The sequence below is a fragment of the Rhodanobacter ginsenosidimutans genome (assembly GCF_042655685.1).
GTDB classification, from domain to species: domain Bacteria; phylum Pseudomonadota; class Gammaproteobacteria; order Xanthomonadales; family Rhodanobacteraceae; genus Rhodanobacter; species Rhodanobacter ginsenosidimutans.
Genome location: NZ_JBHSMM010000006.1, coordinates 1 through 25,951, shown reverse-complemented (window position 1 = coordinate 25,951; position 25,951 = coordinate 1). Strand labels below are relative to the sequence as shown.

Here is a 25,951-nt window from a genome sequence, read left to right as displayed (position 1 = left end):
CTGCCACACGCCCACGGAAAGGATTTTCGATGGGGCATATGGCAAGGAGCATCGCGCACAGGGTGCGCTCGTGCAGGGGGCCTCGACTAGCCGCGGGTTATGACTCGTGATCCCGGTGAAGGGGTTGTTCGAGGGATTGTCCACAGGCAAAGAGCCGCTCCCGCGCAAGGCGGGAGCGCTTCGTCAGAACTCAGAACGTGTAGCGCACCCGGCCGTACCAGTAGGCGCCGTTGTTGCCGATCGGCGAGATCACGTCGTACGGGAAATTCTCCGCGTAGTTGATGTCGCTGTTGGAGCGGGTCGGGTACTGGTTGGTGAGGTTGTAGCCGCCCAGCGCGAGGGTGAAGCGAGGCGTGGCGTGGAATGCCAGCTCGGCGTCGAGCTGCCAGCGCGCCGCGTAAGTCTGCGTCGGCTCGTAACCGTCGCCGAAATCGAACACGCGGGTGGTGGCGCCCTGGCGGATCACCCGGCCCAGCAGTCCCCAGCGCGCGGTGTCCCAGCGGGCGCTGAACGAGCCGCACTGGCGTGGCGCGGCGTCGGTCAGCGTGTTGCGCTCCTCGTCGCCGAACAACACGTTGCCGGTGCCGATTGCTGTCAGTTGCGCCGGCGTGTCGCGCACTTTGCGGATATCGGTCTTGTTGTGGCTGTACGCGGCAGTCAGCAGCAATTGCCCGCCGGCCAGCGGCGTACGGTAGTTGCCCACCAGTTCGGCGCCGCGGGTGCGCGTGTCCACCGCGTTGGTGAAGAACGCCACGCTCTGCACGCCCGGTACGCCGAACTGCTGCAGGATGTAGTCCTCCAGGCCGTCGCTGCGGATGGTTTGCGACAGGGTGACGCGGTTGTCGATGCTGATCTGATAGACGTCCAGGCTGGCATCGAAGCCACCGCCAAGCTGCGCGGTAAGGCCCAGGCTGAAGTTGCGCGATTTCTCCGGCGTCAGCGGCACCGCGCCCAGGCCGCGCGCGATCGGGTTGTTCACCGACAGGGTGCGGCCGGTGACCAGCTTGCCGTCGGCGCCGTAGCCGGTGCTGGTGGACTCGAAGCCGATCTGGCTCAACGACGGTGCGCGGAAGTTGTTCGAGGCCGCGCCACGCAGCGCGAAGCCCGGAACGAATTCCCAGCGGGCGCTGAGCTTGCCGCTCCAGTTGCCGCCGAAGTCGCTGTAATGCTCGTAGCGGGTGGCGGCATCGACGAATACGTGATCGGTGAGGTCGCTGGAAACTTCCGCGTATACCGCCTTGACGCGGCGCGAAAGATTGGCCGCATCCTGTGGCTGCAAGCCACCGCCGGCCTGTGCGCCGGCCGGCGCGCCGAGTGCCGGACCGACCGCATAAGAGGCCGGGTCACCCGGATGGGTGACGAAGGTTTCGCGGCGGAATTCACCGCCCACGGCGAGGGTGAACGCACGCTCGCCCACGTCAAAGGCGCGGTTGGCGTCGAAGTTGGCGCTGCCCTGGTTGAAGCGGTAGCTGCCGATGTGGAACGCGGTGGGGCTGTCCGCACCCAGCGAGGCGTTGAGCGAATGGCGCAGGTCGTAATCGAAGGCATTGCTGCCCCAGTTGACGCTGCCGTCGTAGCTCCACTCGCCGGCAGTGCCCTTCACGCCGGCCGCCGTTTGCACGTCGCGATTGTGGCCCAGCGATTCGGGCCGATAACCCTCGGGATAGATCGAGGGAATGTTGGCGCTGCTGTCCGGGTAGCGGAAATAGTTGTCGCCGATGGTGTGGCGCTGGGTATAAGTGCCGAACCAGTACAGTTTGGCCGTGTCGCCCAGCGGGATCTCGCTGTTGAGCCAGCCGTTGTAGCTCTCGCTCTGCGGGTCGCCGGCCGCGTAGTTGCGTTGGCCGCGCAGGGCCAGGTTGGCCGGCGTGGGATCGGCCAGCCAGTCCGGTACGGTGTCCAGGCCGGCGCGGTTGGTGGCGTCGTGGTGGGTCACTTCCACACCTGCGCGCAGGAAGCCGCTGCCGCCCAGTCGGGTGCCGAAATTGGCTGCACCGTAGCTGCTCTGGCCGTCGGTGATGGTTTGCTGGCTGGGGGCGAAATAGGTGTGGTTGGCGCCGTAGCTGCTCTCCAGCTCGCCGCCTTCGGGCGAATCCTTGAGGATGATGTTGACCACGCCTGCGATGGCGTCGGAGCCGTATTGCGCACCGGCGCCGTCGCGCAGCACTTCGATGCGCTTGATCGCGCTGATCGGGATCGCGTTGAAATCCACCGGCGTGGTGCCGCGGCCGATCTTGGTGTCGGTGTTGACCAGCGCCGAGGTGTGGAAACGCTTGCCGTTGACCAGCACCAGCACCTGGTCGGGCGAGAGCCCGCGCAACTGCGCGGCGCGCACGTGGTCGGAGCCGCCGGAGTTGGACTGCCGCGGGAAGTTGAACGAGGGCAGCAGGGTGGCCAGCGCCTGGCCGAGCTCGCCGTTCAGTGCGCCGGCGCTGCGCAGGTCGTCAGGTGTGAGTACGTCGATCGGCACCGGTGATTCCAGCGCGGTACGGCTGCTGGCGCGCACGCCAGTCACCACCACTTGTTGCAGCGTCTGGGCCTGGCTGGCGTTCGCCTGCTGGGCGTGGACCGGTAAGGCGGCAAGGCCGGCCAGCAGCACGGCGGTGTACAGGCGGTGGTGCCGCGGGAGAACGGGGGCGAAGGACATGAGCGTTTCCTTGGATGGTGCGGGGCCATCGACGGGGAAGCGATGGCGGGGATGCGGGTAGGGGAGGCGACGCCCGGACGTCGCAGAGGGGCTCAGCGACAGCAACAGCGCCGCGACGTCATGCACTGGTGCATGGGCGGCTTTTTGTGGCGATGATGGTGATGCATGTCGTGCGGATCCCTGGGGTAGCTGCATCGCGGGCGAGAAATAGGTGTTGCCTCGCGGTGCCGTAGCTGCCAATACTCTATCGCCAAACCCGTCTATACGTATAGACGTCCAAATGATCATCGGGAATGTGCTAATGAAATTTCGTTTGTTTTCGGCTCTTTTGCTGTCGGCGCTGTTGGCGGGTTGCGCGACGCAACCGGGCGTCGCGAATGCCGTCCTGCACGGCGATGCCGCGCATCCGGCGCAGACGCAGGGCTGGGTCGATACACGGCTGTACTTCGGCCTGGGCCTGGCCGACCAGCCGCAACAGGGCATCAGCGAGCAGGCTTGGCGGGAGTTCCTCGACCACGAGGTCAGCACGCGCTTCCCCGACGGGCTCAGCGTGATCGACGTCTACGGCCAGTGGCAGGGCAAGCAGCAGACCAGTCCCGAGCGGCTGCGCTCGAAGATGCTGGTGATCGATTACCCGGACACGCCGGCCAACCGCGCCAAGGTCGAGGCGATCCGCGCGGCGTGGAAGCAGCGCACCGGTGACCAGTCGGTACTGCGCGTGACGCAGCCGGCCGACGTGTCGTTCTGAATCGCCCCTCCACCTGCAGGCTTCCCTCGTGACTACTTCTCGCAACCGCTGGTTTGCTCCCGGCGACCTCAATGGCTTCCTTGGCCTGGTGGTAGACAACCTGTCCATCATGGCCTTTCTCGCCACGGCGCTGATCGGCATTTTCGGCTTTCCCGCGGACATCGTGTTTTTGCGCATGTTTCCCGGCACCGCGTTCGGTGTGCTGCTGGGCAACCTCGCCTATACCGCGATGGCACGCCGGTTGGCGCGGCGCAACGGGCGCGACGATGTCACCGCGATGCCGCTGGGGCTGGATGCGCCCACCAGCATCGGCATGGCGCTGCTGGTGCTGGGGCCGGCCTTCCTCGGCTTCAAGCATGGTGGCATGGACGAACATGCCGCGGCGATCGCCACCTGGCAATTGGGCATGGCCTCGTTGGTGGTGATGGGCGTGTTGAAGTTCGTGTTGTCGTTCTTCGGTGCGATGGTGCAACGGCACGTGCCACGCGCCGGCCTGCTCGGCTCCATCGCCGGCATTGCACTGGTGCTGATGGGCTTCCTGCCGCTGGTGGAGATCCTCAAGATCCCGGTGGTGGGCTTTGCCGGGCTCGGCGTGGTGCTGTACGCGCTGGTGGCCAGGGCGCGCATGCCGTTCGGGCTGCCCGGCGTGCTGGTGGCGTTCGTGGTCGGCGCGTTGCTGTATTACGTACTTGGTCCGCTGGGCTGGCTGGGCGCTGGCTATCACGCACCGGCGGCGTGGCAGTGGCGTTTCGCGCTGCCGTGGCCGACGCTGCAATGGGTGAACGGGCTTGCCTACGTGGTGCCGTACCTGCCGCTGATCCTGCCGTTCGGCCTGTTGATGGTGGTGGGCGGCATCAACGTCACCGAGAGTGCGCGCGCGGCCGGTGATGATTATTCGACCCGCGACATCCTGCTGGTGGAGGCGTTGGCCACGCTGGCGGCGGGTTTCTGCGGCGGCGTGGCGCAGACCACGCCGTACATCGGCCAGCCCTCGTACAAGGCGATGGGCGCGCGCAGCGGTTACACGCTGCTTACCGGCATCGTGATCGGGCTGGGCGGCATCTTCGGCTACTTGTCCAACCTGGTCGAGCTGCTGCCGCTGCCGGTGCTGGCGCCGATTCTGGTTTTCGTGGCCATCGGCATCACCGTGCAGGCGTTCGAGGCCACGCCGGTGCGTTACGCCGCGGCGGTGGTGTTCAGCTTTTTCCCGGCGATCGCGCGGATGCTGACGATCAAGCTCAGCGATCCGACCTATGTGTCGCCGGAGCATTTTGCGCAGTTGTTCAACGACGGCACACACGGCATTTCCGAGCTGGCGGTGATCACCGTATTGGGCAACGGTTTCATCATCACTTCGATGATCTGGGCGAGTTTCGTGGTGGCGCTGATCGACGCGCGCCCGTTGCGCGCCGCATTGATCCTGCTGCTGGGCGCGGTGCTGAGTCTGTTCGGGGTGATCCATTCGGTGGAACTGTCCGGCGGCATCTACCTGCCGTGGCTGCTCGACGTGCCGCTGCAGGGCGTGGTGTGGCAGTTCGCCGGGGCCTACCTGGTGCTGGCTGTGGTGCTGGTGTTGCTGTCGCTGGGCGACGCGCGGCGCAGCGCCGGTGCGGCACGCTGAGACGCAAACGCGCGGCTCGTGGCCGCGCGTTTGCGTCGATCGGAAGGGGTACGACTCAGTGTCCGGTAATCCGCTCGGCCGTCTCCTCGTCCGGCGGTACCAGCGGTGCATTCGGATCGAGGCGCGCTTCCAGTTGCGCCGCTTCCACCGATGGCGTGCGCCAGCCGCTCTTCACGCCCCACTGGTAGAACACCAGCCCGATGCCCGCCACCACCACCAGATCCCAGCCGTAGGGCAGGTAGCCCTTGCCGCCGAACGTGGTGCTGCCGGCCCAGGAGACCAGCGCCAGCGTGGGCAGGTAGAACACCAGCCACCAGGCGCCCTTCATCTGCCGCCCGAAATCGTGCCAGCCGGACTTGGCCTGGTAATAGAAATACACCGGCAGCGCGACCACCATCAGCAGGATGATTTCACCGGTCAGCGGCCACTTGGCCCAATACAAAAGCTCGGTGGACATGATGAAGGCGATGCCGGCCAGCACCGACAGGCCGGCCAGGCGCAGCGGGCGGTTCAACTCCGGCGCGGTACGGCGCAGCGTCATCACGCTGACCGGGCCGGTAAGGTAGGAAATGATGGTCGCCACCGATATCACCGCCGCCAGCGAACCCCAGCCGCGGAAGAAAAACAGGAACAGGAACGACACCCCCAGGTTCACCCACATCGCCGGGCGCGGTATGCCCCATTTCGGGTGCACGCGACCCAGGATGCTCGGCAGCGTGCCGTTGCGCTCCATGCCGTAGAGCATGCGCGCGGTGGTGGCGGTATAGGTCATGCCGGTGCCGCTGGGGCTGACCACCGCGTCGATGAACAGCAATGTCGCCAGCCACTGCATGCCCAGGATGATCGCCAGGTCCGCGAACGGCGAGCTGAAGTTGATCCCGTGCCAGCCCACGTCGGCCAGCATCTCGCGCGGCACCGAGCCGATGAACGCCACCTGCAGCAGCACGTAGACCACGGTTGCCAGCCCGATCGAGCAGACGATGGCGAACGGGATGCTCTTGCCCGGGTTGCGCGCTTCACCGGCCAGGTTCACCGGGCTCTGGAAGCCGTTGAAGCTGAACACGATGCCGGCGATTGCCACCGCGGTGAGGATCGAGGGGAAGTCGGTCTCGTGCAGTTCGCCGTGGATGCCCACGGCGAAGTTCTCGGCATGGAAACCGCTGGCGATCAGCAGCACCGCGGTAAGCGCGGGGATCACCAGCTTGAACAGCGTGATGGCCGTATTCGAGCGCGCAAACAGCTTCACGCTCCAGAAGTTGAACAGGAAATACATCACCACCAGCGCCGCCGCGATCAGCAGGCCATTGGTGCTCAGCTCGCCGTGGCCACCGGGCATCTGGTGGTACAGATCCTTCGCCCACTGCCACTTCCACGACGACATGTACTGCGCCGAGGCCTCGGCCTCCACCGAGATCACCGAGACGATGGCGATCCAGTTCGCCCAGGCCGCGATGAAACCCACCAGCGAGCCGTGCGAATAATGGCCGTAGCGCACCATGCCGCCGGATTCGGGGAACATCGCGCCCAGCTCGGCGTAGGTCAGCGCCACCGTCATGATGATCGCCGCGCCGATCACCCAGGCCCAGATGGCGCCCGGCCCGGCGATCTGCGCCGCCCGCCACGCCCCGAACAGCCAGCCCGAGCCGATGATCGAGCCCAGGCCGGTAAGCATCAGGGCGAATGGCCCCACATCGCGGCGGATCTGGCTGGCTTGGGACATGGAAGCTCCTGTGCGGGCGCTGACGCCAAAAAAAGAGTCCGATGGTTGCAGAGTCACGCGACGGCTGTCATCTACCAGTGGTCATGGGCGGTCGGGACGTTGCCTGGGCACGACGCGGCGTGGCAGGGGCTGATGCAAGTCATGGCAGCTATCGGTGGAGCGGCAGATAGTGGTGACCTCGTCGCGCGCTGGTGGTGCTTCCATGTCTGTCTGGTATCCCTGGATCGTTCTGCTCCATCTGGCCTGCGCCATCATCTTCGTGGGCGCGGTGGCGTTCGAGGTGCTGGTGGTCGAGTCGCTGCACAAGCGGTTCGACACGGCCACCATGCAACGCATCGAACAGGCGGTGATGGCGCGGGTGCGGCGCTTCATGCCGGTGGTGGTGATCCTGCTTTTCGTCAGCGGCGGCGTGCTGTTCGACATCCGCTGTGACGGCTTTGCCTGCGTGGGTTCGCGCTTCGGCAACTGGTTGCTGCTGAAGGTGGTGCTGGCGTTCGCCGTGCTGGGCGTGTTCGTCAATGCGATGTGGGCGATGCGCCATGGGAAGATGGACGTATGCCGCTTCAAGCACACGCATCGCGTGGTGCTGGCATTGATGGTCGGCATCGTGTTTCTCGCCAAGACCATGTTCTACTTGTAACGATTCATTCCCCAAGGAGCTTCACATGTCCAACGTCACCTTTCATGGCAAGCCGATCAGCGTCAATGGCCAGTTTCCCGCCGTGGGATCCGCCGCCCCGGCATTCACCCTGGTAGCGGGTGACCTTGCCGACGCCACGCTGGCGAGCTTCGCCGGCAAGCGCAAGGTGCTCAACATCTTCCCCAGCGTGGACACGCCGACCTGCGCGGCTTCCGTGCGCCACTTCAACGAATCGGCCAGCAAGCTCAACAATGCCGTGGTGCTTTGCATTTCGGCCGACCTGCCGTTCGCGCAGGCGCGATTCTGCGGCGCCGAAGGCCTGGACAAGGTGGTCAACCTGTCGCTGATGCGCGGCCGCCAGTTCCTCAATGACTACGGCGTGGCAATCGCCGAAGGCCCGCTGGCGGGCCTGGCCGCACGTGCCGTGGTGGTGCTCGACGAGCACGACAAGGTGCTGCATGCCGAACTGGTCGGCGAGATCGGCAACGAGCCGAACTACGACGCCGCACTCGCTGCACTGGCGTGATCGAGCCGCCCGCTGATTACGGGCGACCTGTAGGAGCGACTTCAGTCGCGATGCTTCTTCTTTTGATGCCCGTTCTTTTGGGAACTCACAAGCAAGAGCATCGCGACTGAAGTCGCTCCTGCAAACAAAGCCAGATTTACTTCGGGGATGACCGCCCTCAGCGGTTGGCGCCCACCACCGGCACGCCAAAAGCGTGCCCTTCCGGATGCAGGCCCAGGCCGAACTTCAGGCTGCGTCCGATGCGCTGCGCATAGTCGAGCATCTGTGCGGCATTCGCCTCGTCGAGTTCCTCGCCACAGGTTTCCTGCCACAGCTCAAGCCAGCGGTCGAAGTGACGTGCCTGGATCGGGTGCGGCCGGTGCGCCGCCATCGGGTTGCCGCGATAGCTGCCCGCACGCAACGCCACCGACGCCCAGAACGAGGTCAGCAGGCGTTTGTGTTCATCCCAGTCGTCCACGGCGGCGTTGAATATCGGGCCGATGTCCGGGTCGCGTCGCACCTTTTCGTAGAAATGGTCGACCAGCGTGGCCAGGAGGGGTTCGTCCAGTGCGGCAGATGGATTCATGCGATTCGAGACTTGAAATGATGAAGGGCGCGCGGCAGAACCGCGCGCCCGGATGGAAGGCTTGGTACTTGTGCCGAGCTTACTTGCTCAGGCTCAAGGTGCCCTTCATCAGCGCGGCATGGCCAGGGAAGGTGCAGAAGTAGGCGTACTGCTCACCGGCCTTGAGCTTCGACACGTTGATCGTGGCCGTGTCGGACTGGCCGCCACCAATCAGCTTGGTGTGCGCAATGATGCGGGCATCACCCGGCTTCTCGTAGCTGTTGGCCGCGCCGGCCTTCATGCCGTCGGCGATGACGCCCGATTCGTCGGCACTGTGTGCCAGCACCCAGTTGTGGCCCATCGCGGTGACGGGCAGCTTGCCGGTGTGCTTGAGCGTCACGGCGAACGTCTTGCAGGTCTTCGGCACGGTGATGGTTTTGACGTTGAACTGCATGGCGTCGTTGGCTTCGACGGTGGTGGTGCATTCGGCGGCCATCAGCGGGGTGGACAACAGGCCGAGCAGGGCAATCGCGATCAACTTGCGCATGGGGAATTACTCCAGCAGAGGGGACATGGATAAACTGCAGGCCGATTGTGCCCCCGCCGCGCAGGCGTCGGCACTGACTTGGATCATCGCCGTGCGGCAAGCCGTACGCGACACTGTCGCTGCCAGATGAGGTAAACCTGATGACGCACGTAGTCACCGAAAATTGCATCAATTGCAAACACACCGATTGCGTGGAGGTGTGTCCGGTGGACTGTTTCCACGCCGGACCGAATTTTCTGGTGATCGATCCGGACGAATGCATCGACTGCACGCTGTGCGTGGAGGAGTGCCCGGTGGGTGCGATCTTCCCCGAGCTGGACGTGCCAGCCGGGCAGGAAGTATTCCTCGGCATCAACGCGGAGCTGGCGCGCGAGTGGCCGGTGCTGACCAGCAAGATCCCCGCGATGGACGACGCCTCCAAGTGGGATGGCGTGCCGGACAAATTGCCGCTGTTGAAGCGGAGCCTGGACGAGGGGTAAGTGAAGATGAGTGAGCAGCGAGAAAAAGCGGCGACGAACGCCGGCTCCTCGCTCACTTCTCACTCATCTCCACTCAGTTCGCGCGCTTCACAAAAAAAGCCGGGCAATGCCCGGCTTTTCCATGGAGCAGCACGCAGACGTCAGCCCGCCACGACCCGCACCATTTCCAGGCACTTGTTCGAGTAGCCCCACTCGTTGTCGTACCAGCTGACCAGCTTCACGAAGGTGCTGTCCAGCGCGATGCCGGCGTCGGCGTCGAACACCGAGGTGCAGGTTTCGCCGCGGAAGTCGGTGGCCACGACCTTGTCTTCGGTGTAGCCCAGCACGCCCTTCAGCGCGCCTTCGCTCTGCGCCTTCATTTCAGCGCAGATCTCGGCGTAGGTCGCGTCCTTGAGCAGCTCGACGGTGAGGTCGACCACGGAGACGTCGGCGACCGGCACGCGGAAGCTCATGCCGGTGAGCTTCTTGTTGAGCTCGGGAATCACCACGCCCACGGCCTTGGCCGCGCCGGTGGAGGACGGGATGATGTTTTCCAGGATGCTGCGACCGCCGCGCCAGTCCTTGTTGCTGGGTCCGTCGACCGTCTTCTGGGTGGCGGTGGCGGCGTGCACGGTGGTCATCAGGCCGCGCTTGATGCCCCACTTGTCGTTGATCACCTTGGCGATCGGCGCCAGGCAGTTGGTGGTGCAGCTGGCGTTGGAGATGATCGCCTCGCCCTTGTAGGTCTTGTCGTTGACGCCGTAGACGAACATCGGCGTGTCGTCCTTCGACGGTGCGGACAGGATCACCTTCTTCGCGCCCGCATCGAGATGCTTCTGCGCGGTTTCCTTGGTCAGGAACAGGCCGGTGGATTCGAGCACCACGTCGGCGTTCACTTCATTCCACTTCAGGTTGGCCGGATCGCGTTCCTGGCTCAGGCGGATGGTCTTGCCGTTGACCACCAGATGGCCATTCTCGATCTTGACGTCGCCCTTGAAGCGACCATGCACGGAGTCGTAGCTCAACATGTAGGCGAGATAATCCGGCTCGAGCAGGTCGTTGATTGCCACGATCTCGATGTCGTTGCCGAAGTTCTGCACGGCTGCGCGCAGCACGTTGCGACCGATGCGGCCGAAGCCGTTGATGCCGACCCTGATGGTCATGAGAGAGCGTCCTCCGTTGCGAAGATGGATGGCTGCCGCGGGGTACGGCGCCGGTGTTTCAGCCCTCGAATCTTACAATGAAAGCACTGTTCCTGCGGAGGGAGATTCGCCTTGTGGCAGACTTCCGCGTTTGCGCGAGTGCCCGTGATGTCGCGACCTATCCTCTCCCTCCTGCTGGCGTCGGCCATGTTTCTGGCCGCGCCGTCCGCCCGGGCGTGGGGGCCGCTGGGACACAGCGTGGTGGCCGAACTGGCGCAACGCCAGCTGAGCCCCGCGGCCGAAAGGGAGGTGGAGCGGCTGCTGGCGCCGGAGCACACCACGCACCTGGCCGACGTGGCCAACTGGCCCGACCAGGTCCGCAACGACCCCGCGCTGCGGGCGTTGTGGAAACGCACAAGTCGCTGGCACTACATCAATTTTTCCAGCGACCGCTGCCACTACGTGGCGCCGCGCGATTGCCCGAAGGGCGAGTGCGTGGTGGCCGCGCTGGCGCGGGAAGTGCAGGTGCTGGGCGATCGTTCGCAGCCCGATGCGGTGCGGCGCGAAGCGCTGAAGTTCGTGGTGCATCTGGTGGGTGACGTGCACCAGCCGCTGCACGCCGGTTACCGGCCGGACCGCGGTGGCAACCAGTATCAGGTGCAGTTCGAGGGCAAGGGCAGCAACCTGCACAAGGTGTGGGATTCCGGCCTGCTGGGTACGCGCCACTTGCGCTGGCGGGATTACGCCAACCTGCTGGATTCGCGATCGCCGGTGACCTTGCCGCGGCCGATCGCTCCGCTGGACAACCCGTACGCGCAATGGGCCGAGGAGTCGTGCCGGCTCACCGCCGCAATGGACTTCTATCCATCCAGACGGCGAATCGGGTCGGCCTATGTGGACCGGAACCTCCCGCTTGCCGAACGGCGTTTGCGCGTGGCGGGAAGGCGGTTGGCCGAGGTCTTGAACCGTCATCTGGGTGACGTCGTCACGCAACATGCGCACAAGCATTGATATGGGGACGAAGAGTTCTGGTAATCTGAATCGATGACTACCGAACCCCAATCCCGCCGTACCCGAATCGTCGCCACGCTCGGCCCCGCCACCGATGCTCCCGGCATGCTCGAACAGATCATCGCCGATGGCGTGGACGTGGTTCGACTCAACCTTTCCCACGGTCAGCCCGACGACCATCGCGCACGCGCCGCCGCGGTTCGCGTCGCTGCCGCCAGCGCCGGTCGCGAGGTCGGCATCCTGGCCGATCTGCAAGGCCCCAAGATCCGCATCGAGAAATTTGCCAACGGCCCGATCGAACTGGTCAACGGCGCATCCTTCGTGCTGGATTGCCGCCCCGACGCACCCGCCGGCAACGACCAGCGCGTCGGCGTCAGCTATTACGGCCTCCCCAATGATGTGCATGCCGGCGACGTCCTGTTGCTGGACGACGGCCTGCTGGCCTTGACGGTGCTGGAAGTGGTGGGCGCCGAAGTGCGTTGCCAGGTGCTGATCGGCGGCCGCCTGTCCGACCGCAAGGGCCTCAATCGCCAGGGCGGCGGGCTGTCGGTGACAGCGCTGTCGGACAAGGACAAGGCCGACATCAAGCTGGCCGCCGAGATCGGCGCCGATTTCCTGGCCGTGTCCTTCGTGCGTTCGGCCGACGACATGCACCAGGCGCGTCGCCTGCTGCACGAAGCGGGCGGCAACGCCTCGCTGGTGTCCAAGATCGAGCGTGCCGACGCGATCCCCGTGCTGGGCGAGATCATCGACGCCTCCGACGTGGTGATGGTGGCGCGCGGTGACCTGGGCGTGGAAATCGGCGACGCCGAACTGCCGGGCCTGCAGAAGAAGATCATCCGTGAATCGGTGCAGCGCAACCGCGCGGTGATCACCGCCACGCAGATGCTGCAGTCGATGGTCTACGCGCCGATCCCCACCCGCGCCGAAGTGCTGGACGTGGCCAACGCGGTGATCGACGGCACCGATGCGGTGATGCTGTCGCAGGAAACCGCTGCCGGCGCGCATCCGGACAAGGCTGTTCAGGCGATGGTGCGCATCTGCCTGGGCGCCGAGCGCCAGTTCGAACCCAAGGACGACCTCACCACTGCCGGCCACCGCCTCGATCGCACCGATCAGGCCATTGCGCTGGCCGCCATGCTGGTGGCCAAGCAGCTGGGCGTGCGCGCGATCATCGCGCTGACCGAGTCGGGCGCCACCGCGCAGTGGCTGTCGCGCTACCGCACCGCGGTGCCGATCTACGCGTTGTCGCCGTTCGACGATGCGCGCCGACGCATGCTGGTGCTGCGCGACGTGAAGCCGGTGGAATTCAACCATGCCGGCCAGAACCTCGCCGCCTCCGCCCGCGCCGCCGTGCAGTTGCTGTTCGACCAGGGCAAGCTCAGCGAGGGCGATCGCGTGGTGGTCACCCACGGCGACCATGTTGGCCTCGGCGGTGGCACCAACACGCTGAAACTGCTGGCGGTCGGTACCGGCGGCATGGTGGAAAGCCTGCGCGACCTGTAACGACCAAGTGCGATTTCTACACATGCCCGCGGCTACACTGCGGGCATGCGGTTGCATCCCTGGAGGTTGTCATGAAGTCGTCATTCCGCCCGTCCCTGACCATCGTGCTGCCCGTACTGATGGCGCTGTTCTCCGTGCCGTTGCTGGCACAGACGCAGATGCGCAAGCTCGATCCGCAGAATCTTTACCGCTACTGGATCCTGCTCAATACCCAGATCAAGCTGGATGCCCCGAACAGCGGGCTGAACCTCGACAAGCCCGGCTGTGCCGCCGTGACCTACACGGTCGGCTCGGACGGCGTGCCGCTCGATGTGACCCTGGTCAAACTGATCCCCAAGAGCGATCTGGGCCCGATGGCGGTCAACGCCGTCGCCAATTTCCGCTACGGGCCGTCGTTGACCAACCGCAACGCCGAGCCGATATCCACGTATTACATCGTGCCGTTCAACGCGCCCGAGGACAAAGCGGCGCGGAAGCAGGTAGTCGACGCCTGCGTGTTGCCGGGATACAACGGCCAGCATTGACACGGCTGCCTTCCCGCAGGCGAGTCACCCTCGTGCAACTGGCCTATAATGGCGAGCTCTGAACCGTACCGGCGCGCATGTTGGTGCGGCATCGTCCCTCGTGCGGTTTGTCGCCGCCGCGTTCCACGGAGTCGCCATGAGTATTGAAGATCTCGAAAGCATCGCCCTGGCCATGGTCGCGCCCGGCAAGGGCATCATCGCCATCGATGAGTCGACCAAGACGATCGGCAAGCGTCTGGCCGCCGTCGGCGTCGAGAGTACCGAGGAAAGCCGACGCGCCTATCGCGAAATGCTGCTGACCACACCCGCTCTCGGCGAACATATTTCCGGCGCCATCCTGTACGACGAGACGATCCGTCAGTCCACGAAGGATGGCGTGCCGTTCACCACGGTGATGAAGAAGGCCGGCATCATTCCCGGCATCAAGGTCGACAAGGGAACCGTGCCGCTGGCCGGGTTTCCGGGCGACGTGGTCACCGAAGGGCTCGACGGCCTGCGCGAGCGGCTGCAGGAATACGCCAAGCTGGGTGCGCAATTCGCCAAGTGGCGGGCGGTGATCAAGATTACCGAGGACACCCCCAGTTCCACCGCCATCGAGGCGAACTGCCACGCGCTGGCGCGCTATGCCGCGCTGTGCCAGGAGGCCGGCCTGGTGCCGATGGTCGAGCCTGAAGTGCTGATGGACGGCGACCATTCCATCGACGTCAGCTATGAGGTGCACGAAGCCGTGCTGCGCAGCCTGTTCAACGCGCTGTACGAGCAGAACGTGATGCTCGAAGGCACCATCCTGAAGATCAGCATGGTCATTCCGGGCAAGGACAGCGACGAGCAGGTCGACGCCGAGGAAGTGGCCGATGCCACCGTGCGGGTGCTGAAATCCTGCGTGCCGGCGTCGTTGCCGGGCATCGTGTTCCTTTCCGGCGGCCAGACCGATGCGCAAGCCACCAGCCACCTCAACGCGATCAATCACATCGGCCCGCATCCGTGGCCGCTGTCGTTCTCGTACGGCCGCGCCATGCAGCAGGCTGCACTGACGCTATGGGCGAAAGACCCGAAGGCGAACACGGCCGGCGCGCAGAAGATCGTCCATGCCCGCGCCCGCGACAACGGCCTGGCGGCACTGGGCCGCTGGAACGGCTGACGCAAGCGGATCGCCACCAGGACATGAACGAAAGAGGGCACCGCAAGGTGCCCTCTTTCGTTGCGATGACGCGGTGGCGTCAGGGCGCCGGACTTAGAAGCGGTACTCGGCGCTGACCGAGAAAATCCGCGTGCCAAGCTCGTACACGTCCTTGTCGATCTTGTAGTAATCGAAGTTGCCGCCCACGCTCCAGTGGCGGTTGATGTCGTAACCCGTGCCCACGCCGGCGTACCAGCCCAGTGACTGCTCGCTGGCGCGGAACGTGTCCGAGCTGCCGTCGTCATAGGCGATGCGCGCCTTGGCGTGCAGCTTCCACAGGAAGGCGCCGCCCCGCGCGGAAATGTACCAGTGGCTGGTCGGGTTGAAATGGCCGTTGAGGCCCAGCGTCCAGCCGTCGCCGGACAGTTTCACACGGTCGCCGAAGTCGTCGCTCTCGCTGATGCTGCCGAGGTTGGTGTAGCCGACCTCGAAGCCGAGGATGCGCTGGTCGCGGTAGCCGGCGTTGACGATGAACGCGGTGTCGGTTTCGGTACCCGAACCGAAGTCGTCGACCTCTGCACTGTAGTGCGAGCTGCCGACATTGCCGTTGACGAACCACCCGTTGGGCTGTTCGGCATGGGCGGTCGCGACGAAGGCCATGCCGCTGGCGGCGATGGCGAGGGGGAGTAGGTGTTTACGCATGGGGATATGGACCCTCCTGATGGTCCGATCAATCCGATGAGCCGCTTCTGCGGCGACGCGATTGTAACGGCTGGCCGGGTCCGGGGAAAAACGCGGGCAAAAAGAAAGGCGCCTTGCGGCGCCCTTCTTCCTGTCGTCCGTGCAACAGGGTGAATCGAATCAGAAGCGGTATTCCGCGCTGACCGACACCATGTCCGTGCTCAGGTCGACGCGGTCCTTCTTCGCGTCGTAGTAGTCGTAGTTCAAGCCTACGCTGACGTTGTTGTTGAAGTCGTAGCCGAAGCCGGCGCCGGCGTACCAACTGGTGTCATCCAGACCCTTGCGGACCGGGTTCTCGTTGTTGCTCAGGCCGTGGCCCTTCCAGCCGTAAATGCCAGTGCGGGCGCTGACGTACCAGTTCGGGGTGACGTTGAAGTGACCGTTCACGCCAGCCGTCCAGCCGTGCAGCTGCGACTTGCCGTCTTCCACCACCGGGTCGTCATTGAAGACGTTCTTGGCGTGGATGTTGCCCAGGTCGTTGTAGCCAACCTCGACGCCCAGTGCGACAGAAGGGTTCACCGACCAGCGGTAACCACCGTTGACGGCATAGCCGGTGTCGTTGTCGTCGTACGGGCCGTGGTTGATCGAGGTCTGGCCGACGTTGCCGTTGACGAACCAGCCGCCGTTCTGCGTGGGCGCACTCTGCGCAAAGGCTGCGGGTACGGCAACCAGGCCGGCAGTGGCGAGGGCGAGGGCAAGCAGACTCTTGTTTTTCATGGATATCTCCAGTGTTTTTTTTGTGGCAGGCGACCCATTGGGGGAGTGGTCGCTGCGGGCGCGCGCCATGGGGGCGACGACACCTGCCACTTAGATGGTGCTGCGGTCCGGAGATTCAATACCGACAAGTTCAGTATTAAGTCTGGGTTAATCCGCGGCGAGAAGAGGCGCGGCGGCCCGCGCCGCGCCTCTTCGGGGCATCACCGGTCAGAACCGGTATTCAGCCGATACCGTGGCGGTATCCGAGCTAAAGCTGATGCCGTGCTTCTTGGCGTGGTAGTAGTCGTACGCCAGACCCAGGCTGAAGTTGTTGTTGAAGTCGTAGCCCACGCCGGCACCCGCGTAGTAGTCGACCTTTTCCAGCGAGTGACGGTTGACGTCCTGGTTGTTGTAGCCGTGGCCCTTCCAGCCGTACACGCCGGTGCGGCCACTGACATACAGCCCCTGCCACACGTTGATGCGGCCGTTGACGCCGGCGGTCCAGCCGCGCAACGCGTTGCGGCGACCGGTGAGGTTGACGTTGTCGCTGTTGAAGGCGTTCTTCAACCGGAAATTGCCCAGGTCGTTGTAGCCGATATCAACGCCAAGGCCGACGTCCTGGCCGACCTTCCAGCGGTAGCCGCCGGTCAGTGCGTAGGTGGTCGGGTGATCGTTGTACGGGCCTTGCGCCACGTGGGCCTGGCCAACGTTGGCACCGATGAACCAGTTGCCGCTGCCGACAGCCTGGTTCGGCTGGTAGTTGCCGTTCGCGGACGTCGGGGTGCTGCTGGAAACAGAGTCGTCCTGCGCAAATGCGGGCAGGGCGCAAAGAGACGCGGAGGTAATCGCCAGGGCTAGTAGTGTTTTTTTCATGAGGGAACTCCTGCGTATAACCAATGCATCGTCGGGTTGGGGAAAGCCCGATGACGACCCACGGAATCCGGGGGCGGGTGCATTGAACAGGCCCGAGCCTGAAGCGCGCCGATATGTCCTGACCAAAAATTAAGGCCGAATTAATGTTTGGCCTTTCAGCCGTCCAAAACTGCGCATCCCGGAGAGCGCGACAGTGACAAGCTGAATCAGCGATAATGGGATTTTGCCCGCCCCGGAGAGAACCTGATGCCCACCCGTCGTGAACTAGCCAATGCTGTGCGTGCCCTGGCCATGGATGCCGTCGAGGCGGCCAAGTCCGGCCATCCGGGCATGCCGATGGGTATGGCCGACATCGCCGAGGTGTTGTGGAACGATTTCCTGCAGTTCAATCCGGGCAACCCGGGCTGGTTCAACCGCGACCGCTTCGTGCTCTCCAACGGCCACGGCTCGATGCTGCAGTACGCGCTGCTGCACCTGTCCGGCTACGACCTGCCGATCGACGAGCTGAAGCACTTCCGCCAGCTGCATTCGAAGACCGCCGGCCATCCGGAATACGGCCACACGCCCGGCGCCGAAACCACCACCGGTCCGCTGGGCCAGGGCCTGGCGAACGCCGTGGGCTTTGCGCTGGCTGAAAAGATTCTGGCGGCGCGCTTCAACCGGCCCGGCCACGATATCGTCGATCACCACACCTATGTGTTCCTCGGCGACGGCTGCCTGATGGAAGGCATCTCGCACGAAGTCGCCTCGCTGGCCGGCACCTGGAAGCTGGGCAAGCTGGTGGCGGTGTATGACGACAACGGCATCTCCATCGATGGCGAAGTCGAAGGCTGGTTCACCGACAACACGCCCGCGCGTTTCGAAGCCTACGGCTGGAACGTGATCCGCGACGTCGACGGCCACGACGCCGAGGCGGTGAAGAAGGCGCTGGCGCAGGCCACCGCGCAGAGTGAGCGCCCCACGCTCATCTGCGCCAAGACCATCATCGGTTTCGGCGCGCCGAACAAGCAGGGCAAGGAAGAAAGCCACGGTGCCGCGCTGGGCAAGGACGAGATTGCCGCCGCACGCGTGCAGTTGCAGTGGAACCATGCGCCGTTCGAGATCCCGGCCGACATCTATGCCGGTTGGAACGCGCGCGACAAGGGAATCGCCCGCGAACGCAGCTGGGACGAGGCGTTCGCCGCCTACGCCACGGCACATCCGGAGCTGGCGGCCGAGCTGAAGCGCCGTTTGTCCGGCGAACTGCCGCAGGATTGGGCCGAGAAGTCGCAGGCATATGTCGCCAAGCTGCAGGCGGAAGGCCCCGAGGTGGCTTCGCGCAAGGCTTCGCAGATGACCCTGGACGCCTATGGTCCGCTGCTGCCCGAACTGTTGGGTGGTTCCGCCGACCTGGCCGCCTCCAACCTCACCAAGTGGAAGGGCAGCCTCGACGCCGGCAACGGCAACAGCTCCGACGGCAAGGGCAACTACGTCTATTACGGCGTGCGCGAATTCGGCATGACCGCGATCGCCAACGGCCTGGCGCTGCATGGCGGCTTCATTCCCTACGACGCCACTTTCATGGTGTTCTCCGATTACGCCCGCAACGCGGTGCGCATGAGCGCCTTGATCCCCGCGCAAGCCATCCACGTCTACACGCACGACTCGATCGGCCTGGGCGAAGACGGCCCCACCCATCAGCCGGTGGAGCACATGGCCAGCCTGCGCCTCATCCCGAACAACCACGTGTGGCGTCCTTGCGATGCAGTGGAGTCGGCGGTGTCGTGGAAGGCCGCGATCGAGCGTCGTGGTGCGCCGTCATGCCTGGTGTTCTCGCGCCAGGCTCTGAAACATCAGCAGCGCGATGAGCAGCAGCTGGCGGACATCCGCCGCGGCGGCTATGTGCTGTCCGATCCGGCGGACACGAAGTTCCAGGTGATCCTGATCGGCACCGGCTCCGAGGTGGAGCTGGCGATGGAAGCCTCGCGCGCGCTGGCACAACAGGGCATCGCCGCCCGCGTGGTGTCGATGCCGTGCACCGACGTGTTCGACGAACAGCCGCTGGAATACCGCGAAGGCGTGCTGCCGGGCTGGTGCCGCGCCCGCGTGGCGGTGGAAGCGGCCAGTGCCGACTTCTGGGCCAAGTACGTCGGCTTCGACGGCGAGGTGATCGGCATGAACACCTTCGGCGCCTCCGCACCCGCGCCGCAGCTGTTCGAGCACTTCGGCATCACCGTGGCGCACGTGATCGAGGCCGCCAAGCGCGTGGTGGGCTGAACCTGGCGCGCCCCACGGGGCGCGTTGTTTTTTTGTAGGAGCGACTTCAGTCGCGATGCTTTTCGGCCACGTCTGCCAGAGGCATCGCGACTGAAGTCGCTCCTACAGACAAGCCGCAATCAGGCGTTGGCTGTGGCCTGCTGCTCCTGGAACGCCCTGGGCGTGCAACCCAGCTCCCGGCGGAACACGGTGTAGAGGTATTGCACCGAGGTGAAGCCGCAACGCACCGCGATGTCGGCCATCGACGATTCGCCCTGCCGCAACAAATCCTGTGCGATCTCCAGCTTGTGCCGCAGGATCTCCTGGTGGACGCTGCGTTTCAGCGTGCGCCGGAAATGCTCCTCCAGCAGCGAGCGCGACACCCCCACGTAATCAGCCACCTGCTCGGTGCGGATGCCAAGGCAACCGTACTGGCGGATGTAGTGGCGCGCGCGCATCACGTACGGGCTGCACACCGACTGGTACATGCTGGATGCACCCACGTGCAGATTCTCCGGCGGCACCAGCACGCGGGTGTCACTGCAGTCGGCGCCATGCAGCATGCGGTGCAACACATGCGCGGCGGTACGTCCCATTTCCTCGGTGCCCTGTTGCACGGAGGTGAGCGGAATACGGCTGAGCATCCGCGTCAGCGGGTCGTTGTCGATACCCACGATGGCCACCTCGTCGGGCACCGGGATGTCGGCCATCATGCAGGCCTGCAGCAGCTGCCGTGCGCGTGCATCGGTCACCGCCAGCACGCCGATCGGCTTGGGCAGGGATTGCAGCCAGGCCATCAAGGCCTCGGTGGCGTCGCTCCAGCCGGCGGCGGTGGTGGCATGGCCGTGATAGATGAAACCCTCGAGGCCGTCGCGCCGGAGCATCGCGTCGAAAAGCCGTTCCCGCTCCTCGGCCCAGCCGGGGATGTTGGGCGCCAGCGGCAGGGAATAGAACGCGAAGTTCTGCAGGCCCTGCTCGATCAGATGGTCATAGGCCAGCCGCACCAGCGCGGCATTGTCGGTCGCGATGTACGGCAAGCCCTTCGGGTAGCGCGACGCATCGGCATAGGAGCCACCGACGGCGACCACCGGCACGTCGACCTGGCGCAACGCCGTATAGATCGGGTCGTCGACGGCGGTGATGATGCCATCGCCGCACCACTCGATCAGGTCGGTCGCCCGGCAGTGGAAATCCTCCTGCATGAACAGGTCCCAGCTGACCCGGGTGGACGCCAGATAGTTGCCGATGCCGGCGATGACCTGGCGATCGAATGCCTTGTTCGCGTTGAACAGCAACGCGATGCGATGGACGCCGTGTGGGTGGCTCATGGGTTCACCTTGGAGGAGCCGCCTCGAAGGTAGCCCCGTACCTGGCGTGCGCCGTATACGCGCACGTGTTGCAGCCGGATTTCCCGAGGCTAGCACGAGTGCAACGCACGACCGTGGTGCGCTGCGGCGTGCGCACAAGAAGAAATGTGGCCCATCTGGGCGATTTCGTCATTGCATGCCGCGGCGCAGCACCGGCACCATGATCGTTTCCGGGCTGCGCCGCCGGGTTCGGTAGCGGTCCATGCGCCGCTGCGAAGCTGGTGCGGGAAGGTCACCCGGGCCGCGCGCGCAGGCGTCGTGGGTGGATACGGGACCGCTCGATGGTGGGGGCTACGCGAACAGCCACTGATAGCGCTACCATCGGCGGGGAAGTGTGTCGCCGACGATGACGGTCGCGAGCATCGTCGACCACGCTGCCCGGTGTTTCGATCACCGTGCAGTGGCGTAGCTGGGACGGCATGGACGGCCAAACCGGGTGACGACGGCAAGGGTGCAGTGCCGCCGCTGCGGTTGTTGGCGTGAAGCCCAAGCTCCTACTATGGGCGGCGGCGTGCCGTTGTCCGTGACATCCACATGGCCGAAAGGCTGGGGTACCCATGAAATCCTCGAACAAGCGAGTGACGGAGCAAGCATGAAACTGACGACCTTACGTGCGCTGGGAGTGCTGCTGTGCCTGGGCCTGGCGGGCCTTGCCAGCAGCTGCACGCAGAGCAGCAAGAAACCCACCCTGATCGGCTTCAGCATCGACGACATGCGACTGGAGCGCTGGGCGCGCGATCGCGACTTCTTCGATGCCGCCGCCACCAAGCTCGGCGCCAAGGTACTGGTGCAATCGGCCAATGGCAGCGAGGAGCGCCAGGTGGCGCAGATCGAGAACATGATCTCGCGCGGCGTGGACGTGCTGGTGATCGTGCCGCAGAACTCCAAGGTGCTGGGCAACGTGATCCGCGAGGCGCATCGCAACCACGTCAAGGTGGTGTCGTACGATCGCCTGATCCTCAACGCCGACGTCGACGCGTACATCTCCTTCGACAACCTCAAGGTCGGCGAGATGCAGGCGCAGGGCGTGGTCAACGTCAAGCCGAAGGGCAACTACTTCCTGCTCGGCGGCGCGCCCACCGACAACAACGCCAAGATCCTGCGCCAGGGCCAGATGCAGGTGCTGCAGCCGCTGATCGACAAGGGCGACATCAAGATCGTGGGCGACCAGTGGGTGCCGGACTGGAACCCGACCCGCGCGCTGGGCATCGTGGAAGATGCGCTCACCGCCAACGCCAACAACATCGATGCCATCGTGGCCTCCAACGACGCCATCGCCGGCGGCGCCGTGCAGGCGCTGGCCGCGCAGCGGCTGGCCGGCAAGGTGGCGGTGTCCGGCCAGGACGCCGACCTGGCCGGCGTCAAGCGCGTGGTCGAAGGCACCCAGACGATGACGGTGTACAAGCCGCTCGACCAATTGGCCACCCAGGCGGCCAAACTGGCAGTGGACCTGGCCCGTGGCGACAAGCCGGCCTACAACTCGCATTACGACAATGGCGAGAAGTCGGTCGACAGCATCCTGCTGCAGCCGGTCGCGCTGACCCGCGACAACGTCGACAAGGTGATCACCGACGGCTTCTATACCCATGCGCAGGTCTATGGCAACTGAGTCCGCCGCCCGCGCCGGGGAGAACGGCGACTGCCTGCTGGACATGCGCGGCATCCGCAAGATGTTCGGCAGCTTCGCCGCTGTCGACGGCGTCGATCTGCAGGTGCGCGCGGGCGAATGCCTGGGTCTGTGCGGCGAAAATGGCGCCGGCAAATCCACCCTGATGAAGGTGCTGTCGGGCGTCTATCCGTATGGCAGCTACGAGGGCGAAATCCTGGTCGATGGCGTGCCGCTGCAGGCCCACACGGTGGCCGACAGCGAGCGCGCCGGCATCGCCATCATCCATCAGGAATTGATGCTGGTGCCTGAGCTCAGCGTCACCGAGAACATCTTTCTCGGCCGCGAGATCCGCCGCTTCGGCGGCCTGATGGATTACCCGGCCATGCACCAGCGCGCCGAAGCGCTGCTGCGCGAGCTGGGCATCGAAGGCATCAATGTGGGGCAGCAGGTGCTGCACTACGGCAGCGGCCACCAGCAGCTGATCGAGATCGCCAAGGCGCTCAGCAAAGAGGCGCGGCTGATCATTTTCGATGAGCCATCGTCCTCGCTCACCGCCACCGAAACCCGCACCCTGTTGTCGATCGTGGCCGATCTCAAGCGCCGCGGCGTGGCCTGCGTGTACATCTCGCACAAGCTCGACGAAGTGGCCGAGGTATGCGACCGCATCACCGTGATCCGTGACGGCAAGCACATCGGCACGCGGTCGATGGCCGAGCTCGACACCGCGCAGATCGTCACCATGATGGTGGGCCGCGAACTGGGCCAGATGTTCGAGCGCAAGCCGCACACCATCGGCGAGGTGGTGCTTGAAGCATCGAACGTCACCTGCCTGGACGTGATGAACCCCAAGCGCAAGCGCGTCGATGACGTGTCGCTGCAAGTGCGCAAAGGCGAGATCCTGGGCATCGCCGGCCTGATCGGTGCCGGTCGCACCGAGCTGGTGTCGGCGATCTACGGCGCCTATCCAGGCACGTGGAGCGCGGAGTTGCGCATCGAAGGCAAGCCGGTGCACATCCGCAGCCCGCAGGCGGCGGTGGCCGCCGGCCTGTGCATGGTGCCGGAGGATCGCAAGCGCGATGGCATCGTGCCGCTGATGGGCGTGGGGCCGAACATCACCCTGAGCGTGCTCGACCATTACGCACGCGGCGGCGTGATCGACGGCAACCGCGAAGCGCATGCGTTCCATCACGAGATGAAGCGGCTCAACGTGCGTGCCAGCAGCCCCATGCTGCCGATCGCCAGCCTTTCCGGCGGCAACCAGCAAAAGGCGGTGCTGACCCGCATGCTGATGCCCGATCCCAAGATACTCATCCTCGACGAGCCCACCCGCGGCGTGGACGTGGGCGCCAAGCAGGAAATCTACCGGCTGATCTTCGACCTTGCATCGCGCGGCATGGCGATCATCGTGGTCAGCTCCGAAATGCCCGAGGTGCTCGGTCTCAGTGACCGCGTGCTGGTGATGGCCGATGGCCGCATACGTGGCGACTTCATCAACGACGGATTGCGCCAGGAAGACCTGCTGGCCGCCGCGCTGGAATTGCCGCACAGGATCGATAACGCATGAACGCTTCCGTGAATGTTTCCCCCGCGCCCTCCGGGCAGAACCGAATGCCGGGCTCGACCCGCGTCCGGCAGTTCTTTTCGCAATACAAGATCGTGGCGCTGCTGGTGGCCGTCGCGCTGATCTGGGCGTACTTCTCGTACGCCACCAACGGCGCCTTCCTCACCTCGCGCAACATCTCCAACCTGTTCCGGCAGATGTCGATCACCGGCATGCTGGCACTGGGCATGGTGTTCATCATCATCGCCGGCGAAATCGACCTTTCCGTCGGTTCGCTGCTGGGGCTGCTGGGCGGCGTAGCCGCCATCCTGGACATCAGCCAGCACCTGCCGCTGCCCGTCACGATCCTGCTGGTGCTGCTGCTGGGCGCCCTGGTCGGCACCTTCAACGGTCTCTGGGTGACATGGCTGAGAGTGCCGTCATTCATCGTGGGCCTGGGCGGCATGCTGGCGTACCGCGGCGCGCTGCTGGGCGCCACCGGCGGCTCCACCATCGCGCCGTCATCCGACGCCTTCGTGGTGATCGGCCAGGGCTACGTGTCGCCGGCCACGGGCAATGTGCTGGCGGTGTTGATCCTGGCCCTGCTGGCCTTCGTCACCTGGCGCCGACGCACCGCGCGCCAGCGCCTGGAGTTGAAGGTCAGCCCGGTCTGGATGGATGCCGCCAAGCTGGTCGCGGCCGCCGTGGCGCTGTTTGTATTCGTGCACGTGCTCAACGATTACGGCGGCATCCCGGTGCCGGTGCTGTTGCTGCTGGGCCTGCTGGCGGTGTTCTCGTTCATTGCCACGCAGACCGTGTTCGGACGTCACATCTACGCCATCGGCAGCAACATTGAAGCCACGCGCTTGTCCGGCATCAACGTCGATCGCGTGCGCCTGGCGGTGTTCGCCCTGATGGGTGTGATGTGCGCCTTCGCTGGCCTGGTCAACACCGCCCGCCTGGCCGCGGGCTCGCCCTCGGCCGGCATCAACGGCGAACTCGACGCGATCGCCGCCTGCTTCATCGGCGGCGCCTCGATGCGCGGCGGCGTGGGCACGGTGCATGGCGCGCTGGTGGGCGTGCTGGTGATGGCCAGCCTCGACAACGGCATGTCGATGATCGACGTGGATGCGTACTGGCAGATGATCGTTAAAGGCCTGATCCTGGTGCTGGCCGTCTGGGCCGACGTAGTCTCCAGCGGCGCCCGCCGCTGACGCACCCCTGTAGGAGCGCACCCTGTGCGCGGTGCTCTTGTTGTAAGCTTTTTTACTTTCATGCAGCCTTAAAGCAAGAGCTTTCGATCGCCTACGGCGCTCGAGTCACTTTCTCTTTGCGTGCTCAAAGAGAAAGTAACCAAAGAGAAAGAGCACCCCGCTTACGCGCTTTCCGGGCATCCTGCCCGGAAAGTCCGCGGACGGGCTGCGGGGTTTGTCGACAGCACATCCTGTGCTGACGCCAAACTGGCTTGCATCCATGCAAGCCACCCTTCGGGGTCTTCCTCCGCCCGCCCGCCGCTTCTGAGGGGCCCCGGGTAGAGCAGCGCGCCATCGTGGCGCGCACTCGGTGCGCAGCGGCGTTGCCGCTACGAGAGCGTCGCGGCGTGGGTTTTTGATGTTCCTCTTACTTCCGATCACCCTGAGCGTAGCCGCGCAACGGCGGAGTCGAAGGGTGAAGTCGAGCGGCCCTTCGACTTCGGCCTTTGGCCTACGCTCGGGGAGAACGGCTGAGGTGAGCAACTTCTGCTTCTGCTTCTGCTTTCGCCTTTGCCCTGGCTCCATCCCGAGTACGGGCCAGGATGGCCCGTCGCTCTACCCGGGGCCCCTGTGCGGCGGTGAGGCGGGGCCGACAAGGCCGCGCAGCGGGAGTCGACATGGATGTCGACTCCTTTTCGCCAGGGCAGGATGCCCTGGCGAAAAGCCCGACCCCGACTCACGGACTTGCCGCCCATGGATGGGCGGCAAGCGCCAAGCGGGGTGGCCTTCTCTTTTGGTTACTTTTCTCTTGGCCACGCTGTATGGACCGGAGACATGGGTAACACACGTGCCAGGACATGGGTAACAGTTTAGGCGGTGTCGCGTAGGTCGACTTGCGTTAGCCGATGGTGAGAAAAATAGAGCGCATAGACACCGTCTTGTG

General features: G+C 64.9%; 22 protein-coding genes. 13 read left to right on the top strand and 9 right to left on the bottom strand.

Annotation, left to right across the window (positions count from 1 at the left end):
• Positions 1-190 precede the first annotated feature (190 nt).
• Positions 191-2,647, bottom strand: coding sequence for a TonB-dependent receptor plug domain-containing protein (locus tag ACFPK0_RS15550; protein ID WP_056085469.1), 2,457 nt, complete (start codon positions 2,645-2,647; stop codon positions 191-193).
• A gap of 301 nt (positions 2,648-2,948) precedes the next feature.
• Here ACFPK0_RS15550 and ACFPK0_RS15545 point away from each other — a divergent pair, with 301 nt between their 5' ends.
• On the top strand, positions 2,949-3,395 hold the full coding sequence (locus tag ACFPK0_RS15545; RefSeq protein WP_056085468.1) for a DUF3574 domain-containing protein: 447 nt from the start codon (positions 2,949-2,951) through the stop codon (positions 3,393-3,395).
• Positions 3,396-3,423: 28 nt separating this feature from the next.
• Positions 3,424-5,016 carry a hypothetical protein gene (locus tag ACFPK0_RS15540; protein ID WP_056085467.1) on the top strand — a complete coding sequence of 531 codons (1,593 nt, stop codon included), beginning with the start codon at positions 3,424-3,426 and terminating at the stop codon, positions 5,014-5,016.
• Positions 5,017-5,071: 55 nt separating this feature from the next.
• Here ACFPK0_RS15540 and ACFPK0_RS15535 read toward each other — a convergent pair whose 3' ends face one another.
• Positions 5,072-6,736, bottom strand: coding sequence for an APC family permease (locus ACFPK0_RS15535; protein ID WP_056085466.1), 1,665 nt, complete (start codon positions 6,734-6,736; stop codon positions 5,072-5,074).
• 202 nt (positions 6,737-6,938) lie between these two features.
• On the opposite strand from ACFPK0_RS15535, the gene ACFPK0_RS15530 reads away from it, so the two are divergent.
• Complete coding sequence (locus ACFPK0_RS15530) at positions 6,939-7,376, top strand: CopD family copper resistance protein (protein WP_056085465.1); 438 nt, start codon at positions 6,939-6,941, stop codon at positions 7,374-7,376.
• 25 nt (positions 7,377-7,401) lie between these two features.
• Positions 7,402-7,902 carry a thiol peroxidase gene (gene tpx, locus ACFPK0_RS15525; protein ID WP_056608436.1) on the top strand — a complete coding sequence of 167 codons (501 nt, stop codon included), beginning with the start codon at positions 7,402-7,404 and terminating at the stop codon, positions 7,900-7,902.
• A 157-nt stretch (positions 7,903-8,059) separates the two neighbouring features.
• Here tpx and ACFPK0_RS15520 read toward each other — a convergent pair whose 3' ends face one another.
• Positions 8,060-8,467: a group III truncated hemoglobin gene (locus ACFPK0_RS15520; protein WP_377342006.1), complete on the bottom strand. Its 408-nt coding sequence runs from the start codon at positions 8,465-8,467 to the stop codon at positions 8,060-8,062.
• Positions 8,468-8,546: 79 nt separating this feature from the next.
• Positions 8,547-8,993, bottom strand: a complete 447-nt coding sequence (azu, locus tag ACFPK0_RS15515; protein ID WP_056085462.1) for an azurin — start codon at positions 8,991-8,993, stop codon at positions 8,547-8,549.
• 140 nt (positions 8,994-9,133) lie between these two features.
• Here azu and fdxA point away from each other — a divergent pair, with 140 nt between their 5' ends.
• On the top strand, positions 9,134-9,472 hold the full coding sequence (gene fdxA, locus ACFPK0_RS15510) for a ferredoxin FdxA (RefSeq protein WP_377342004.1): 339 nt from the start codon (positions 9,134-9,136) through the stop codon (positions 9,470-9,472).
• 140 nt (positions 9,473-9,612) lie between these two features.
• Here the strand turns inward: fdxA and gap are convergent, their stop codons facing one another.
• Positions 9,613-10,614: a type I glyceraldehyde-3-phosphate dehydrogenase gene (gene gap / locus ACFPK0_RS15505; protein WP_056085460.1), complete on the bottom strand. Its 1,002-nt coding sequence runs from the start codon at positions 10,612-10,614 to the stop codon at positions 9,613-9,615.
• A 147-nt stretch (positions 10,615-10,761) separates the two neighbouring features.
• On the opposite strand from gap, the gene ACFPK0_RS15500 reads away from it, so the two are divergent.
• The 4 genes from ACFPK0_RS15500 (at position 10,762) to ACFPK0_RS15485 (ending at position 14,775) form a co-directional block, all read left to right on the top strand.
• Positions 10,762-11,604, top strand: a complete 843-nt coding sequence (locus ACFPK0_RS15500) for a S1/P1 nuclease (protein WP_377342002.1) — start codon at positions 10,762-10,764, stop codon at positions 11,602-11,604.
• Positions 11,605-11,637: 33 nt separating this feature from the next.
• Positions 11,638-13,110 carry a pyruvate kinase gene (gene pyk, locus ACFPK0_RS15495; RefSeq protein WP_056085458.1) on the top strand — a complete coding sequence of 491 codons (1,473 nt, stop codon included), beginning with the start codon at positions 11,638-11,640 and terminating at the stop codon, positions 13,108-13,110.
• Positions 13,111-13,181: 71 nt separating this feature from the next.
• On the top strand, positions 13,182-13,634 hold the full coding sequence (locus ACFPK0_RS15490) for an energy transducer TonB (RefSeq protein ID WP_056085457.1): 453 nt from the start codon (positions 13,182-13,184) through the stop codon (positions 13,632-13,634).
• 136 nt (positions 13,635-13,770) lie between these two features.
• Positions 13,771-14,775 carry a class I fructose-bisphosphate aldolase gene (locus ACFPK0_RS15485; RefSeq protein ID WP_377341999.1) on the top strand — a complete coding sequence of 335 codons (1,005 nt, stop codon included), beginning with the start codon at positions 13,771-13,773 and terminating at the stop codon, positions 14,773-14,775.
• Between the two features lie 93 nt (positions 14,776-14,868).
• On the opposite strand, the gene ACFPK0_RS15480 is transcribed toward ACFPK0_RS15485, so the two are convergent.
• From ACFPK0_RS15480 to ACFPK0_RS15470, 3 genes are all read right to left on the bottom strand, one after another.
• A complete protein-coding gene (locus ACFPK0_RS15480) occupies positions 14,869-15,456 on the bottom strand; it encodes a porin family protein (RefSeq protein ID WP_377341997.1) in 588 nt (195 codons plus the stop codon).
• 159 nt (positions 15,457-15,615) lie between these two features.
• Positions 15,616-16,212, bottom strand: a complete 597-nt coding sequence (locus ACFPK0_RS15475; protein ID WP_056608422.1) for a porin family protein — start codon at positions 16,210-16,212, stop codon at positions 15,616-15,618.
• A 207-nt stretch (positions 16,213-16,419) separates the two neighbouring features.
• Complete coding sequence (locus tag ACFPK0_RS15470) at positions 16,420-17,064, bottom strand: outer membrane beta-barrel protein (protein WP_056085453.1); 645 nt, start codon at positions 17,062-17,064, stop codon at positions 16,420-16,422.
• 246 nt (positions 17,065-17,310) lie between these two features.
• Between ACFPK0_RS15470 and tkt the strand changes: the two genes are divergently transcribed.
• The gene (gene tkt / locus ACFPK0_RS15465; protein ID WP_377341993.1) at positions 17,311-19,320 is read left to right on the top strand and encodes a transketolase; all 2,010 of its coding nucleotides are present in this window, start codon (positions 17,311-17,313) and stop codon (positions 19,318-19,320) included.
• Between the two features lie 119 nt (positions 19,321-19,439).
• Here the strand turns inward: tkt and ACFPK0_RS15460 are convergent, their stop codons facing one another.
• Positions 19,440-20,627, bottom strand: coding sequence for a XylR family transcriptional regulator (locus tag ACFPK0_RS15460; RefSeq protein WP_377341991.1), 1,188 nt, complete (start codon positions 20,625-20,627; stop codon positions 19,440-19,442).
• A 631-nt stretch (positions 20,628-21,258) separates the two neighbouring features.
• Here ACFPK0_RS15460 and xylF point away from each other — a divergent pair.
• From xylF to ACFPK0_RS15445, 3 genes are read left to right on the top strand one after another with little or no spacing between them, the layout of a single operon-like run.
• Positions 21,259-22,275: a D-xylose ABC transporter substrate-binding protein gene (gene xylF, locus ACFPK0_RS15455; RefSeq protein WP_377341988.1), complete on the top strand. Its 1,017-nt coding sequence runs from the start codon at positions 21,259-21,261 to the stop codon at positions 22,273-22,275.
• The gene (locus tag ACFPK0_RS15450; protein ID WP_417715063.1) at positions 22,253-23,839 is read left to right on the top strand and encodes a xylose ABC transporter ATP-binding protein; all 1,587 of its coding nucleotides are present in this window, start codon (positions 22,253-22,255) and stop codon (positions 23,837-23,839) included. The genes xylF and ACFPK0_RS15450 overlap by 23 nt, the downstream gene beginning before the upstream one ends.
• Complete coding sequence (locus ACFPK0_RS15445) at positions 23,836-25,029, top strand: sugar ABC transporter permease (RefSeq protein ID WP_156458439.1); 1,194 nt, start codon at positions 23,836-23,838, stop codon at positions 25,027-25,029. Before ACFPK0_RS15450 ends, ACFPK0_RS15445 begins: the two co-directional genes overlap by 4 nt.
• Positions 25,030-25,951 lie beyond the last annotated feature (922 nt).